Origin of the sequence: Paenibacillus sp. V4I7, assembly GCF_030817275.1 — a bacterium.
Lineage (GTDB): Bacteria > Bacillota > Bacilli > Paenibacillales > NBRC-103111 > Paenibacillus_E.
Genome location: NZ_JAUSZD010000002.1, coordinates 2,363,854 through 2,378,909, shown reverse-complemented (window position 1 = coordinate 2,378,909; position 15,056 = coordinate 2,363,854). Strand labels below are relative to the sequence as shown.

General features: G+C 44.0%; 17 protein-coding genes. 5 read left to right on the top strand and 12 right to left on the bottom strand.

The window, feature by feature from the left end; translation table 11 throughout:
- Nucleotides 1-7: 7 nt before the first annotated feature.
- Nucleotides 8-799: an ABC transporter permease subunit gene (locus QFZ80_RS11920; RefSeq protein ID WP_307546449.1), complete on the bottom strand. Its 792-nt coding sequence runs from the start codon at nt 797-799 to the stop codon at nt 8-10.
- Nucleotides 800-1,298: 499 nt separating this feature from the next.
- Between QFZ80_RS11920 and cysT the strand changes: the two genes are divergently transcribed.
- Genes cysT through QFZ80_RS11900 form a run of 4 tightly spaced genes read left to right on the top strand, consistent with a single transcriptional unit; the run spans nt 1,299 to nt 5,142 of the window.
- On the top strand, nt 1,299-2,105 hold the full coding sequence (gene cysT / locus QFZ80_RS11915) for a sulfate ABC transporter permease subunit CysT (RefSeq protein ID WP_307546450.1): 807 nt from the start codon (nt 1,299-1,301) through the stop codon (nt 2,103-2,105).
- Nucleotides 2,102-2,908, top strand: a complete 807-nt coding sequence (locus QFZ80_RS11910) for a sulfate ABC transporter permease subunit (protein ID WP_307546451.1) — start codon at nt 2,102-2,104, stop codon at nt 2,906-2,908. Before cysT ends, QFZ80_RS11910 begins: the two co-directional genes overlap by 4 nt.
- A 14-nt stretch (nt 2,909-2,922) precedes the next feature.
- Nucleotides 2,923-4,008 carry an ABC transporter ATP-binding protein gene (locus QFZ80_RS11905; protein ID WP_307546452.1) on the top strand — a complete coding sequence of 362 codons (1,086 nt, stop codon included), beginning with the start codon at nt 2,923-2,925 and terminating at the stop codon, nt 4,006-4,008.
- Nucleotides 4,009-4,044: 36 nt separating this feature from the next.
- On the top strand, nt 4,045-5,142 hold the full coding sequence (locus QFZ80_RS11900) for a sulfate ABC transporter substrate-binding protein (protein ID WP_307559024.1): 1,098 nt from the start codon (nt 4,045-4,047) through the stop codon (nt 5,140-5,142).
- Between the two features lie 75 nt (nt 5,143-5,217).
- Here QFZ80_RS11900 and QFZ80_RS11895 read toward each other — a convergent pair whose 3' ends face one another.
- From QFZ80_RS11895 to QFZ80_RS11855, 9 genes are all read right to left on the bottom strand, one after another.
- Nucleotides 5,218-6,012, bottom strand: a complete 795-nt coding sequence (locus QFZ80_RS11895) for a TIGR00266 family protein (protein WP_307559021.1) — start codon at nt 6,010-6,012, stop codon at nt 5,218-5,220.
- A gap of 106 nt (nt 6,013-6,118) precedes the next feature.
- Nucleotides 6,119-6,970 (bottom strand): GNAT family N-acetyltransferase, encoded by an 852-nt coding sequence (locus QFZ80_RS11890; RefSeq protein ID WP_307559020.1) that lies wholly within the window; start codon nt 6,968-6,970, stop codon nt 6,119-6,121.
- Between the two features lie 51 nt (nt 6,971-7,021).
- The gene (locus QFZ80_RS11885) at nt 7,022-7,786 is read right to left on the bottom strand and encodes a methyltransferase domain-containing protein (protein WP_373460396.1); all 765 of its coding nucleotides are present in this window, start codon (nt 7,784-7,786) and stop codon (nt 7,022-7,024) included.
- Nucleotides 7,787-7,825: 39 nt separating this feature from the next.
- A complete protein-coding gene (locus QFZ80_RS11880) occupies nt 7,826-8,269 on the bottom strand; it encodes an NUDIX hydrolase (RefSeq protein WP_307546458.1) in 444 nt (147 codons plus the stop codon).
- 7 nt (nt 8,270-8,276) lie between these two features.
- On the bottom strand, nt 8,277-9,092 hold the full coding sequence (locus QFZ80_RS11875) for a class I SAM-dependent methyltransferase (RefSeq protein WP_307546459.1): 816 nt from the start codon (nt 9,090-9,092) through the stop codon (nt 8,277-8,279).
- Between the two features lie 190 nt (nt 9,093-9,282).
- The gene (locus tag QFZ80_RS11870) at nt 9,283-9,771 is read right to left on the bottom strand and encodes a DinB family protein (protein ID WP_307546460.1); all 489 of its coding nucleotides are present in this window, start codon (nt 9,769-9,771) and stop codon (nt 9,283-9,285) included.
- 152 nt (nt 9,772-9,923) lie between these two features.
- A complete protein-coding gene (locus QFZ80_RS11865; RefSeq protein ID WP_307546461.1) occupies nt 9,924-10,406 on the bottom strand; it encodes an acyl-CoA thioesterase in 483 nt (160 codons plus the stop codon).
- A gap of 42 nt (nt 10,407-10,448) precedes the next feature.
- Complete coding sequence (gene purT / locus QFZ80_RS11860; protein ID WP_307559019.1) at nt 10,449-11,627, bottom strand: formate-dependent phosphoribosylglycinamide formyltransferase; 1,179 nt, start codon at nt 11,625-11,627, stop codon at nt 10,449-10,451.
- A 147-nt stretch (nt 11,628-11,774) separates the two neighbouring features.
- Nucleotides 11,775-12,884 (bottom strand): nitric oxide reductase activation protein NorD, encoded by a 1,110-nt coding sequence (locus tag QFZ80_RS11855; RefSeq protein WP_307559017.1) that lies wholly within the window; start codon nt 12,882-12,884, stop codon nt 11,775-11,777.
- Between the two features lie 38 nt (nt 12,885-12,922).
- On the opposite strand from QFZ80_RS11855, the gene QFZ80_RS11850 reads away from it, so the two are divergent.
- Entirely contained in the window at nt 12,923-13,180 is a 258-nt protein-coding gene (locus QFZ80_RS11850; protein WP_307546464.1) for a hypothetical protein, read from the top strand.
- A gap of 527 nt (nt 13,181-13,707) precedes the next feature.
- On the opposite strand, the gene QFZ80_RS11845 is transcribed toward QFZ80_RS11850, so the two are convergent.
- Together QFZ80_RS11845 and QFZ80_RS11840 are read right to left on the bottom strand one after the other, a co-directional pair.
- Nucleotides 13,708-14,595: an ATP-binding protein gene (locus QFZ80_RS11845; protein WP_307546465.1), complete on the bottom strand. Its 888-nt coding sequence runs from the start codon at nt 14,593-14,595 to the stop codon at nt 13,708-13,710.
- Nucleotides 14,596-14,666: 71 nt separating this feature from the next.
- Nucleotides 14,667-14,879, bottom strand: a complete 213-nt coding sequence (locus QFZ80_RS11840; protein WP_307546466.1) for a hypothetical protein — start codon at nt 14,877-14,879, stop codon at nt 14,667-14,669.
- Nucleotides 14,880-15,056 lie beyond the last annotated feature (177 nt).

The following is a 15,056-nucleotide window of genomic DNA, read 5'->3' as shown; positions in this document are numbered from 1 at the left end:
CCCTTCTCTAGGCTTTATTCAAGTAGTTGTGATGCCACTTCAGCCACCGATTTTCAAAATACTTGGCAATTAAATCAGATAATTTCCCCAATAAGGCGTACAAAATCACACATAATACGACAACATCCATTTGCATAAACTCTCTGGCATGTGTAGCCATATAACCAATTCCGGAATCCGCAGCAATCGTTTCGGCTACAATTAAACTGAGCCACATGATGCCTAACGAAAATCGGATGCCAAGTAAAATGTTCGCTAATGCCCCTGGTAAGATCACTTTCGCAAATAATGCGAATCCTTTGAGGCCATACACTTTACCCATTTCTACTAAACCTGGATCGACGGATCGAATCCCATGAAACGTATTGAGGTATATAGGGAAAGCAACTCCCAATGAAACGAGGAACAGCTTTGATGTCTCACCGATACCAAACCACATAATAACGAGAGGAATCATCGCTAGGTGGGGAATCGTTCGAACCATTTGGACAGAAGAATCAATGTATCGTTCGGCTATTGGGAATACCCCATTTAGCAAACCAATGACGAATGCAATGCTCCCGCCGATCAGGAACCCCAGAAAAGCCCGCTTCGTGCTCACGGCTACGTATTCGAAAATAGTTCCATCTTTAATTACACCGTATAACGCAGTTAAAACCTCCCAAGGCGTTGGCAGAATGCGCTCAGATAACCAACCGGATAGTCCAAGAACTTGCCAGAGAAGCAAAATGAGGATCGGTATGACCCAAGGCTGCCAAAACTTAGATTCCGTTAATGGTGAAGTGCGATTAGCTAGCATGTGAATCCCTCTTTCTTCTCCTCAAGTAAAGTGGCGTTAGAAAACGGAAAAGACTCCCGATTCATGCCTCAAAATGCTAAGCAAGAATGGGAGTCTCCAGTCATCTGGTCGACTCTTTTATTTAATTTATAATTCACACCTGTTTACTTGGATTTAATATGTTTACTATACTATCACCAGCTTTAGGCTGCGTCAACGATTTTTTCTACATAAAAATAACTATTCCACTAAGAATAGTTATTTTCAGATAACGATTATTCCTTCTGAAATATTCTTTCATTAATAAGCTTGCCTTTTAACATCCGAAAACCAAATGCTAAAACCTTATTTTACTCATGTAAATCATGCAATTTCCTTGTGAATTACTTATTAGAAAAATATTTCATCTTTCTTGCATAAAAATAAGGTTAGGTGTATTGACAAATAAGACCATCCGTTGGTATAGTCAGTTTATTATTCCGAGTAAACGGCTATGATTAATGAAATTAGGTGGTGTAATGTGCGAAATAAAGTATTTAAAGCTACGGTTCGATCTGTGCTTATCGGCTATTTGTTAGTACTTCTTGTCATCCCAATAGGTTCCATCTATTTGAAAGGATTTTCCTTAGGATGGGAACCATTTTGGAAAGAGGTTACAGGTCCATTAGCCTGGAAGTCCATTTTGCTAACTATTAAGCTCAGCATTGTCTCAACTATTATTCAAGCGATTGTTGGTACCATCATTGCTTATGTCCTTGTCCGATATACCTTCCGCGGCAAAAGCATTTTAAACAGCATGGTAGATCTTCCCTTCTCGCTTCCGACATCCGTAGCTGGTTTAATGTTTCTTACTCTATTAGGACCTTCAAGTCCACTAGGTGTCTGGCTCGACCATTTGGGAATTAAGCTGCTTTATAATCAAACTGCTATCGTGATTGGCCTGGTGTTTGTTACCTTTCCTTTTGTTATCCGAACTGTTCAACCCTTACTTGAACAAATCGATCCAGCAGAAGAACAAGCTAGCTTTACACTTGGTGCGGGTAGATTTTACACCTTCTGTAGAATCGTTTTCCCAGCCATCTTCCCAGGTATCATAGCCGGCAGTATGCTCGCCTTTTCTCGATCACTTGCCGAATTTGGAGCCATCTCCCTTATATCAGGCAATTTGCCTGGTAAAACGATGGTGGCATCGGTCTATATATATGGTGAAACACAGAACTTTAATCCCGAAGGCGCAGCAGCTATCTCTCTCGTGCTCCTTACATTGTCCGTCCTTATTCTTTGGATTATCAATGTACTAACACGCGGAAAGGGGCGCATAGCATGAGAAAAGTATTGATCAGTATTTCGTTTTCCGTTATTTTCTTACTTATAATGTTACCTTTTCTTGGTATTACCTTTGGTGCTTTTGAAGAAGGCCCGCAAGCTTTTTTCGACGCTCTCGTACGACCTGAAGCCCTGCATGCCATGAAAATTTCTTTAATTATCGTAGTGATTGTAACCATTCTTAATGCCATAGTCGGCATTTACGTTTCCTTAGAAATTGTCAGAGGTTCTTGGATCTCTCGCTGGTTGAAACCTGTCATCAATGCACTTATTGATCTACCATTTGCTGTATCTCCAATCATTGTTGGTTTAATGGTTATTTTGATCTTTGGTCCAAACACGGCATTTGGCACCTTCATGGAAGATCATAATATGAAAATTGTCTATGCTGTACCCGGCATGGTCTTAGCAACGATGTTCATCACGTTCCCTCTGATGGTGCGTGAAGTGGTGCCTTTACTTGAAGAGATTGGTACACAGTCGGAAGAAGCTTCTGCTACTTTAGGGGCTGGCCCCTGGCGTACATTCATTCAAATCACATGGCCAGGTATTCGCTGGGGCGTGCTATACGGTCTCATCTTAACGATCGCAAGATCACTTGGTGAGTTTGGATCAATCCTAGTCGTGTCTGGCAATATCATTAATCAAACGCAAACAGCTACAACCCTTGTTTATCAAGATGCCGAACAATTCCACCTCGTGGCAGCGAACAGCGTTGCTCTCGTCTTAGGACTCGTATCGATTTCTATTTTATTAGCACTTGAGTGGTTGAAAAGAAGAAGTGAAAAATTGAGAAGCCATTAAGGAGGAGCCCCAGCATGCATATCGAAGTCAAAAACCTAAATAAACATTTCGGGCAGTTTCATGCCATCAAGGACGTTAATTTCAGCATTACGAGAGGTCATCTGGTAGGTTTAATCGGGCCAAGCGGAGGCGGTAAAACGTCCATTCTTCGAATGTTGTCGGGATTAGAAAGTCCCACCTCTGGCGATATTTACTTCGACGGGAAACTGGCGACTCATCTTCCGGTACAAGAAAGAGGAATTGGCTTCGTGTTTCAAAGCTATGCCCTCTTCAAGCATATGACCGTTTTTGAAAATGTGGCCTATGGCTTAAAGGTTCTGAAAAAGCCAAAGGATTTCATTCAAGACCGTGTTACTTACCTTCTAGGTTTGATGGGGCTTGCCGGTAGTGAGCGCAAGTACCCTCATCAACTCTCTGGCGGTCAACGCCAACGGGTTGCTTTCGCAAGAGCATTAGCTCCTGAGCCTCAACTGCTCTTGCTTGATGAACCTTTTGCAGCCATTGATGCTAAAATTCGTAAAGAGCTGCGTGTCTGGCTAAGAAACCTCATCGATGAATTTAAAGTTACAACCCTATTTGTCACTCATGATCAGGATGAAGCCATCGAGGTTGCGGACGAAATCATTCTTGTTCAAGGCGGTAAAATTGAGCAGCAAGGAAGTCCTTGGGAGATATACACGAAGCCTGCGTCCTCTTTTGTGGCCTCGTTCATAGGAGAATCCAATATCATTTCGCAATATACCCCACTAATCGGGTTTCCTTACTTAGAAGAATTGCAGAATGATGGCAAATGGCTTCCTGACGTGAACGTGTTGATTCGACCAGAATCGATTGAAGTTCGCCCCCATGACGTGTCTCATCTCGCTACAGCCGGGGAAAAAGGCAAAGTCACACATGCTCATTTCCGTGGGGACTCCTGGTATTTGGAGATTGATACAGGAGCTATCAAGCTATTTGCATACCAGTCCGTGAAGGAAAAGATTTACCAACCTGGAGATGAGGTAAATATCCTCATCCATCACATATCCGTATTTACGAAAACGGACAATAAGTTGATTGAGAATCAGGCCAAACAAGATCCGCTGCCTGTTTTTATATAAAAATTGTGTATACATTTAGAAGGGGAGTTGTAAACCATGAAAAATTTCAAAACGCTTGGCTTAATCACAGCAACACTATTCACTGCAAGTATCGCACTTACAGCTTGTGGTACTGGCACGAAATCTGCAAGTACACCTGCGGCATCAACAGCTGCTGCAACAACCGCGGCAAGCGCTTCGCCAAAGGCTGAAAAAGTGACGATTACACTCGGAGCTTACTCGGTCGTCAAAGAATCCTTCGATCTCATTATTCCGAAATTTAAAGATCATTGGAAAAAGAAAACAGGTCAAACTGTTGAATTCCAAGAATCTTATGTGGCTTCTGGTGCTCAAGCTACTGCCATTATCCAAGGTTTTGAAGCTGACATCGCTCCACTGTCTTTGGAAGGGGATGTTCAAAAGATCGCTGAGAAGGGGTTAATTACGCACGACTGGAAAAACAATCCTTACAAAGGTAATATCACAGCTTCAATTGCTGCAATTGGTGTTCGTGAAGGTAATCCTAAAGGAATTAAAGACTGGGCTGATTTGACGAAGCCGGGTGTTGAAGTTCTGATTCCTAATCCGAGCACTTCCGGCGGAGCCAAATGGGATATTAATGCCATCTACGGCGCAGGCTTGAAAGCTTCTGAGGCTGCAGGTAAAAAAGACCCTGCTGCTGCAAAAGATCTCGTTAGCAAAGTATACAAAAACATTAAAGTATTAGATAAAAGTGGAGCCGATTCCCTTACTACCTTCGATAAAGGTGTTGGCGATGCGATCGTTACTTATGAAAATGAGCTTCTGGCTCGTATTCAATCCGGTAAAAAGTATGTTGAAATCATTCCACAATACACAACATCCATTGAGAATCCAGTTGCCCTTATTGATAAATATGTTGACAAACATGGTAATCGTGAAGTAGCGCAAGCCTTCCTAGACTTCTTATATACACCTGAAGCACAAAAAGTATTCGCAGAAAAAGGCTTCCGTTCCGTTCTTCCTGAGGTCGCTAAGCAATACGAGAAAAACTATACAACGCCTGCCGGCTTATTCAACATTGAGTACCTCGGCGGTTGGGATAAAGTGAACAAAGAGCTTTATGGCAAAGGCGCAATCTGGGAAACCATCCTTGCAGAAGGTGGAGCCAAGTAAGAACATAGGATAAGCCCGGTGCGAATGTGCAATTCGCTTCCGGGCCTTTTTTGTAATACGTCGTGTGTGCAATCCTTATTTTCCGTCTCCATCAAGCAAATTACCAAGACCGCCTAAGATGCTTCCCTCTTCTTTCCTTCCTCCCGCTCTTGATGCTGAAGCCATACGGTCAGCCAGCCTGCTGAAAGGAAGAGATTGAATCCAGACGCGCCCAGGTCCGCGTAACGTAGCGAAGAATAAGCCTTCACCGCCAAATAACGCTGTTTTAACGCCTTTGACCATCTCAATGTCGTAATCAACCTCTTGTGTCATAGCCACGAGACAACCCGTATCCACGCGAATTTCTTCTCCTGGACGAAGTACACGTTCACATATGGAGCCACCCGCATGAACAAAGGCCAATCCATCGCCTTCAATCTTCTGCATGATAAAGCCCTCACCGCCAAAGAAACCAGCCCCTAGCTTACGCTGAAAAGCAATACCTACCGAAACACCTTTCGCTGCACATAAGAAGGAATCTTTTTGACAAACCAATTTACCACCTAGATCTTGCAAATCCATCGCTATGATTTTCCCAGGATAAGGCGCAGCAAAATTAACCTGTTCTTTCCCGTGTGAGCTGTGATTCGTAAAAACCGTCATGAACAAGCTTTCACCCGTTAGTAATCGTTTACCAGCTCCTAGCAGTTTGCCCATGAATCCTTTATTATCACTGCTGCCGTCTCCAAAGACAGTCTCCATTTGGATGTTTTGATCCATCATCATCATACTACCGGCTTCAGCTACGACACTTTCTCCCGGATCCAACTCAATTTCCACATATTGCATTTCATTTCCTAAAATACGATAATCAATTTCATGTGCGTTCATTAAATTCTTACCTCCTATTTATTATTCCATAAGGACATTGTCAACGTAAATTAAGCCATTTTAGATGTTATACGATGTACTTGTGGGTTGGTTTCAGGAAACCTCATCACTTATAATTTTTCTTTAATTGTTCTACGGATTCTCTTAAAGATGTACTTGTTTTCACTTCAATCACAACGGACAAGCCATAATTTTCGGCAAAAAGAAGTCGATCATTAATCGGGACATTACCGTTATATAGGGGTTGATGGTCTGATTTATCATTGCAATCATGGAGATGCATATGCTTAATTCGATCAGTAAATTCGCGGAATACAACCTCTTCCTTAAAGTTAACTTTAGCATCGTGTCCTACATCCCATGTAAGGTGAAAATTTTCGAACTTCGCTAACATCTCGAGAGCCCTTCTGATGAATGGAATATGAAAATTGCATGTATTTTCAATCGATAAAACAACATCTAAAGAATTAGCAAGCTGATAGAGTTGAGAATATGACTCATATAGTAATTTATTAAATTCAGTTTCGTATTGTTTATTAATCCACATTCTCTCATGGGGCAGCGTAAAGTAAATGCCATTATTTAAATGCATATTCAGCGTTTGTATCCCTGCCCTACTAGCCCATTCAATTGTTTCTATAGGTTTATCTGTTAAATTAATTAAATGATTCAGAAGCTTGGTCCCTATACCACCTTTACGTTGATTCGTTTTAACATAAGCATGTCTGATTAAGGATACTTCCCCTTTATCTTGTATTCCCATGACTCCAAGTAATTCATTGTTTTCCTCTAGCCCCCAAAACATAACTCCTTCATTCATTTCATGATTTAACTCTTCCATTGTCATGTACGGTTCATGATACATATCATAAGGAATAACCCCTTCGTATGCTTGAGCGGCATCATTGATAATCTGATAGATTACATCTTTATCTAGATATTCACACAATCTGATCATGATATTGACTCCTTTGATTGTTTAGTTTGTTTTATATATCCTTTAATTCCTCTATCTCTTCACAGTGCCAAATGTAATTTTCATGTTTGGTGCATATGTTAAGTAAGAATTATCATCGAATTCCTTTGAAAATAGTATCTCAGCCTCATATTGATTCATTGCATCATTAAGCAATAATCCACGATTCACTAAATTATGAAGAAATTCCTCTTTCTCTCCAGGTAACTCCCCTAATCCTTCTTCCCTCAAAGAGTTATAAAGACTTTGCTTACTTAGCAAGTCCATATTCTGATCCAAGAAATTAACCTTATCACTTACTCTACACTCAACGTTCTTCAAACCTAATTGACTGAGATAGATAGGTAGTTTGATCCCTATATTTCCGTCCTTACCCTTTTGATTAAAATCTCCCTCGTACAATTTTTGCAAAATACCCAATTTAACCATTTTAGACTGCTCCAGTTCGTCAAGACAGTAGTTTGACATATTAGCAATCCAATGTGGTTCAAAGCAAATGACCATTCCATCATCTAAAACACAATCAATCATCTTCTGAAGTACTTTCTTTGAATCAGACATATGTAATAAAAAAGCATGGCACATAGCTATGTCATACTTTCTGTCTATTGTAACTTCTTCGATGTCACTCACGTAAAATTCTGATGGGAAAGACTGATTTTGAAAGACTTCCTTCGCCGTATTAATAAGTTCATTTCCCTTGTCAATTCCCGTATAGGTTGATCCTTCGGGTAAAAGCGGTAACAGTTTAAGCCCCAAATATCCAAAACCACTATTCAATCTTATTATCCCAGTAATATTCGGACATTTAAGCTCCTAATCTTTGTTCTAGATTTACTATCTCGTTAAAAAAGTATGTAGTATTGGTTTGTCTGGAGGACTAATATTGTCAGGTATCTCATCAATTGCAAAAAATCTAATTTCTGCTACTTCTGACTCATCTTGATTGATAACTCCATCAAATTCTTCACATATATAAGCAGCAACTACGTTATAGACCTCATCATCGTGTGGATATTTGTAATACAATTCTTGACCTGAAAATACATCTAATAATTCAAGCTTCTTGGCTTGTAAACCGGTTTCTTCAAATAACTCTCTTCTTGCTACCTGTTCCATTGTTTCCCCAGGCTCTAAGGATCCTCCTGGTAATCCCCACATGCCATTATCAGTTCTTCTCTCTAATAAAATGGAGTTATTATGAATAACAACGACACAAGCACCGGCCATAATTAAAGGTCTTGTTCCAACCATCTTTCTTAAATCCATAATGTAACCCATAGTTATATCACGCCTTTCTTCGACCGATATACAATAAATGTGAAGACACTCCTAATATGTGAGGATTCTCAGATTCTTTGTAAATCAAATTCATTACTTCTTGAAATTCTTCTTCGCCACGAGAACGCCAATAGTCAAATTGCTCTGACTTAAATGAACCAGCTATACTAGATGACCCAATCAATTTGAGGCTTTCAAATCCATGAGATTCCATGAAAGGATTAATGTCTTCTATGTTAAAATAATACGCCCCTGTGAATCTTCCTTCGTCCTTATGATTAAATATACCGGTTTCTAAAAATGAGTTTATATCCTCTATGTTATCATTCGGTTTCCAGTGTTGAGGAAATAATAAGGAAGTCGTTAGATGCCGTATCCTAGTCATGAATGCCACAAATACAAGACCATCCCGCTTAGTAACTCGATGCAATTCTTGTATGGCAGAATCCCGATCCGATGGTGTCTGTAAATGATATAAAGGCCCCAACATCAATGATGCATCAAATTGTTCATCATTGAAAATGTCTAAATTTCTTGCATCAACAATATGAAAACCTTTGAAAAACTCCTCTAACTTCAATTCGACTGCCTTCTCACCAGCTATTTCTACTAATCTCGGGGTAAGATCCGTTAGTGTAACCTCATAACCGCATTTCGCTAATTCAACTGAGTATTTACCTGGTCCAGCACCGTTATCTAAGATGTGCCCTTTCTGCGGTAGCAAACTCCTTATATGGTGCCAGTTAACTATAAATTCAATAGGTTCTCTATCAAGTCGGCCCCATTCGTCAAATCTATTATAATAATTAATCACTTTATCCATGTATATCCTCTCCTTCGTAAGTTTTTTGATAGACAGAGGAACTCTTTCATTAAAAAAATACGGATTTATCACTCCTTCTTTAATTCAATAAATCCCAAATTATTCCTCTATTTTTACAAAGTCAAAACAAAAAGGGACAGCACCCCTTGGAGTATCTGTCCTGATGCCATCGGTTCGCTTATACGGATGACTATGAATCTCGTAATAAAATTTTATAAAGTTTAATGACACTTATATGCATGCCTTCATGGTACAAATTAAAACTAAGAAACTGCTCAGGCGTCTCCAAGGTCATTCCTGCTGAAGTCGTGTAAGGTGGAACAATTTTCTCCTCTAAGCGATGACCGAGCACATCACGTATCCGCTCTTGCTGATCTTTCAGCAAGTTCTCCAACTCTTGCAAGGTAGGAACGGCAGCGGAATTGGGCCAGTTTAAAGGCGTAGTACCATACTCAAACTGCTCCTTGAACCCTTCTGGCAAACGAAGTGGAAGACCCACATATTGAAATGCGAAACGTTCAAGCACGACATAAATGTGCCCCAGCTGCCAACGGATATTATTTCGAAAGCCATCGGGAATTCGGTCGGCTGTTTCTTCGGTAACTCCATCCATCAATTTTAAGGTTTGGCCCCTCACGAAAGCCAGCTGTTTGAACAAATAGTGTTCTATCGTCCTCACTCCTTCAAATCATTGTTTATGGCATATTATACCATAATATCAAGTGACGGCTAAGGTAGTCGAAGTTATTTCCTCCAAATATACAAAAAGGACAGTTCCTAGTAAGGAACTGCCCAACGCTTCAGGGGAAATTGTATTTTCAATCAAAAAGACTACATGTTCAAATTCCGCTCTTCTTTGCGAAGCTTGCGCGCGGCAAATCGAGTTTCGGCTGTTTCGAACAGGCGTTTTTCTTCATCCGTTTCAGGGATGATTTCCGGCACCGGACACGGTTGTCCATATTCATCCAGCGCCACGAAGGTTAGGTAGGCCGTCGCAGTACGCTTCTTTTCGCCTGTCAGAAGGTTCTCCGACTCGATTTTCACATAAACCTCCATCGAACTTCGATGCGTCCACGTAACAAAGGCCTCCAACTGAATAGCCTCTCCAAGTTTGACAGGGGCGAAGAAGTCTAAGCTATCACTAGATGCTGTAACGACACCTCTTCGCGAATGACGCATCGAGGCAATCGTTGCTACCTTATCTATATATTGCATCACGCGACCGCCAAACACGGTATTGTGATAATTCGTGTCTGCCGGCAAAATAATTTCTGTCAAAACGGTTCGGGAGAGTCTTGCTGGTTTAGCTTCCATTGTGCTTGCCTCCTGATGATGACTTGACTTGGGTAACCTATCTTATTCGTAGTTTAGTTTAAGCAATCCAGCCGCTTGCTTCGCAAGGCTTCGTGCTTCCTCTACCGTATCTGCACTACTCAGCGCAACAGCCATGCGGCGTCCCACTTTTGTCTCCGGCTTACCGAAGACGCGAACCTGCGTATTGGGTACGGATAAAGCTTGCTCTAACCCGCTAATTGAATACTCTACCTGTTCACGATCCGCTTTAAGGGTATAACTAGCACCTGGCGTCAAAAGACGAATACCAGTTATAGGCAGTCCCAGAATCGCTCTAGCATGCAAGGCAAATTCGCTCAAATCCTGCGTTGCCATCGTGACCATACCCGTGTCATGTGGACGAGGCGAGACTTCACTGAAATAAACGCCTTCCTTGGTCAGGAACAGCTCAACCCCATAAAGCCCGAAGCCTCCGAGCGCGTCCGTAATGGTTTTGGCCATGTGCTGGGCGTCTGAAATTTGCTGTTCCGTCATTACATGAGGCTGCCACGATTCGATGTAATCCCCATCCTTTTGAATGTGTCCAATCGGCTCACAATACGTAGTACCTGAGACTGAACGAACAGTCAACAACGTAATTTCAGATTCAAAATGAATGAATTCTTCCACAATCACACGAGCGTTTTTCGCGCGGCCGCCTTCCATGGCGATGTTCCAGGATTGTTCCACATTCTCAGGTGTTCGGCATACACTTTGACCTTTACCCGAGGAGCTCATAATCGGCTTAATGACACAAGGTGTTCCAATTTCCGCAACGGCAGCATGTAATTCTTCGAGACTATTTGCGAAAGCATACTTTGCTGTTCGCAGCTCTAGTGTCTCTGAAGCAAGGCGGCGAATCCCCTCGCGGTCCATGGTCAAACGGGAAGCTGTAGCCGTAGGAATGACACGATAGCCCTCCTTCTCAAGCTCCACAAGAACAGGCGTAGCAATGGCTTCAATTTCAGGTACGATAAGATCAGGACGCTCTTGCTCAATCAAAGCTCTAAGCTGCTCCCCATCGAGCATATTAATGACATGGCTGCGATGTGCTACTTGCATGGCTGGTGCATTCGCGTAACGGTCAACAGCGATTGTTTCAATCCCTAGACGCTGCGCTTCGATGACAACTTCTTTCCCAAGCTCCCCGGATCCAAGCAGCATAATTTTCTTGGCTTTGTTCGATAATGGTGCTCCGTACATGAAATGAAATCCCCCTTATGTTATGTCGAAATAAGCAAATAATGGTTTGATATGTATGTAAGTAAAGAAAAAGAAAATGGAGATAAGCAGAGCATTCCATCTGGCATGAACATAAAATACCCTGATCTATTGTAAAGGATTTCGACATTAAAAGATAGATTTGAGCAGAAGTTTGCGCAAAATGGGCACCAACTGCTCGGCGAGCTCCTCTATATTGGGGACGACAATACTACTGCGCCCATACATGTTGCGCATGGCAATCCTCTCCGTTTCGTGGACAGCGCCACTGGCCAGAAAAACGCTGATGACCTCAATACCTTGTCGCCGAGCGTGCAGCACGGCTTCATAGGTGTCGAGGATACCGACATCATTGTAATTGGCTGCCGAAGGCTCGCCATCCGAGAACACCAAGAGGATGCGCTGCCGTTCTGTGCGCCGCAGCAGCCGTTCCGTCATGCGACGAATCGCGAAGCCGTCGCGGTTATCTTGCTGAGGCTCAAGCTGCAGCAGAGCCGCGCCGCTTCCGGATGCTAAGGAGGAGTTGAAGTCGACCGCAACCTGGAACAGGTTCGGCGCTTCCTTCTCCGTGACGCGATCCGCGTCCTCCCAGAATCCCACGATTTCGTGCGGGATTCGTAAGGATCGGAGGGTCTCGTGGAAGAGCACGAGACCGAGCTTGGTTTCGTCCATTTTGTCATACATGGACGCCGAGCAGTCGACGAGCAGCGCGAACGCCGCGTCGAGCTGAGGTACCGGCGCGCGCTTCTTATAGAAGAGGCGCGGCATCTCTTGCGTCATGGCTCGCGTTAGCCGCTTGTCGAGCCGCCCGAACAACCGATCGCCGCGTGGGGCGATCCGCTTCTGCTCCAGCGTGCGCCGAATGGCACGCTGCAATGGCTTCGCGAGCGGCGCTGCGCGCTCGCTCAGGCGCCTGTACCCGGCCTCCTGCGCAGCAGTCGGCCGTTCAGGCGCCAGCCACGTCGCCGTCGCATACGCGGCGACAGCGCCCTCCCCGTGCCCCGCGGCAGCGGGCACGGCAGCACTCTCGCGCCGCTCGCCGGAGGCGGCGCCAGTGCGCCCCGCGCGCATCGAGCGCCCTTGGGCGATGGCGAGCACCTGGTCGGACGCGTCGCCCTCGCGGGGCGCAGACCCCTGCGCGGCTGTGCGCGAGCCGCGCTCCAACTCAAACCGTAGCAGCCCCGGGCTGCGGTCGCTGCTCTCACGGTGCCAGGTCGGCATGCGCTCCTGGCCCGGCATCTGACGCTCCCCCTCTTGCTCGGGGAGCACATCATCATTTGCGAGCCGCTTCGCACGCTTCAGCTCGCCCTTATACCTTGCAGGCAGCGGCTCCGCCACTCCGCTGCCCGGCTGCATCCAGAAATAGGCAGCTGTCGCATCTCCGTCTAGCCAATAAGACAGCGAGTCCATCATCGTCTCGCAGCAAGCGGCAACCTCCGCAGTATGTGCTGCATCCTCAATCTGCTCCAAAATCGGATACAGCTGAGCTAACCGGCCAGAAAGTCCAGCACCAGCACCAGCATCCTCCAAGCTAGCGTGCCATTCCAACCCTGTAAACCAACCATATACCAATAAAAGAACAGCGTCTGCCAACTCACCTTTGCTCAGGTGTGTACGCAGCTTATGTTGAAAATAGACCCTATATATGCGATGCCGATGTGCGAATACGCGGGCAGTCCCCGGTCTGCGAGCTCGACAAATACGCTCTAACCGCATATCCTCACATAGAGCAAAGATCGTGTTAGCCAGCTTCGGGAGACTCGCACTTTGGCAAAAGTGTAGATATGACTTTACGGCGTCTGCCCCTGTAAACCAAGCACTACCGATACCGCGCAGGTAAACATCACTCTTCATCCCTGCCGTTTTATCAACCGCAGGATAATCCCGCCAAAACTGACTCACAGTTATACGAGCGGAAGCTTCCTCATAGTCAGCATGGAACGCCGCTTCCACCTCAAGTTCTTTGCGCTTGGTGAACATCCGGCCTAAATCTACAAGCTGCATTTGGAGCATCGCATCGATTTTATCCTCTAATAAGCTTAGCTTTCCTACAAACATTGGCTCAGAATAACGTCTCGGCCGCATTCATCACGGCTGCACGCTCCCTTTCATCCTCCAATTTATCAGCAATAGCTCGCGCAACTGCCCGCATGGGAGGAATATAAGCCGTCAAATCGCAAGCATCCAGTAGAGCTCGGATCGATCCTGCTTCATCGGGCAGCTGCCCCATTTCAATAAGGGATAGTAAATCGGCAGATAACTGTACGAATGTTCTTAGCTGCTTTTCATTCCGTAAAACAGATTTGCTCTTTAGCAGTTGAAACAGTGTCTCCCCTTGCAAATAGGGAACATCAATCGTTACAAAGCGGTTTTTCAAGGCTTCGTTGAGCGGTACTGTACCAATATAGCCTTCATTAATTGCTGCAACAACTCGGAAGTCCGGATGCGCTGTAATGACGTCCCCTGTAAAAGGGTTCGTAATCGATCTACGATAATCCAAAACACCATTGATCAAAGGTAAAGTTTCCGGCTTGGCCATATTAATTTCGTCTATGTATAGAAAATGTCCCTTCGTCATGGCTTTCATGATCGGACCGGGTATGAAGGCAATCTGAGTACGACCCTGCTCATCGTGCGATAGCGTTTTGAATCCTAGCAAGGCTTCAGCATCGAGATCAGTTGAACAGTTGACGGCATGCATGGGCTGATCAAAGAACGCTGAAACATGCTCAGCCAGCTTCGTCTTTCCTGACCCGGTTGGACCCTTCAACAAGACATTTTTGCCCAAGTAAAGAGCAATTATGGCATCCGTTAATATGTCTTTACTAGGGGCTTCGAAAGCTGCCGTTCCAATGAGTTTATGTTCTTCTGCTGAATGTTCTGTCTGTCTTTGCTGCTTATTCTGCTCTATATGCTCACGTATTTCTTGTGGTAATGTGTCTGTCATCATGATTTTATGGTCCTTTCCTGATCCCTTTGTCCTCTTACTATTTATCAGGAAAGCTTAGATTGTCAAGCTTTTCAGGGCAGCCACGGTTCATCAATAATCGAGTGAGAATAAAAAGCCATCGATTCTCCGCATTTCGGACAATTCGGTTTGGAAGGGATATCATTATAATACAGCGCCAAACCGTATGCGGTTTCAAAGTTAATCGCTTGGATCACATCATCCTTATGAACATAATCACACTCTCGCGAACTACAATAAGCACGGACCTTATACCGATTACTCATTCATCCTAATAGACGCGTGGCAAGCATTCAAATACTCGGAATGTGTTAACATCGTCGTACTCCTTTTATAAAGTCATTAAAACATCTCAAGAACCCAAATAAATACGACAAAACCCCCAGCAGACAGCTGAGGGAGAGCGACTATAGGGCAACTATGGAATAGTTACGCATTTTGCT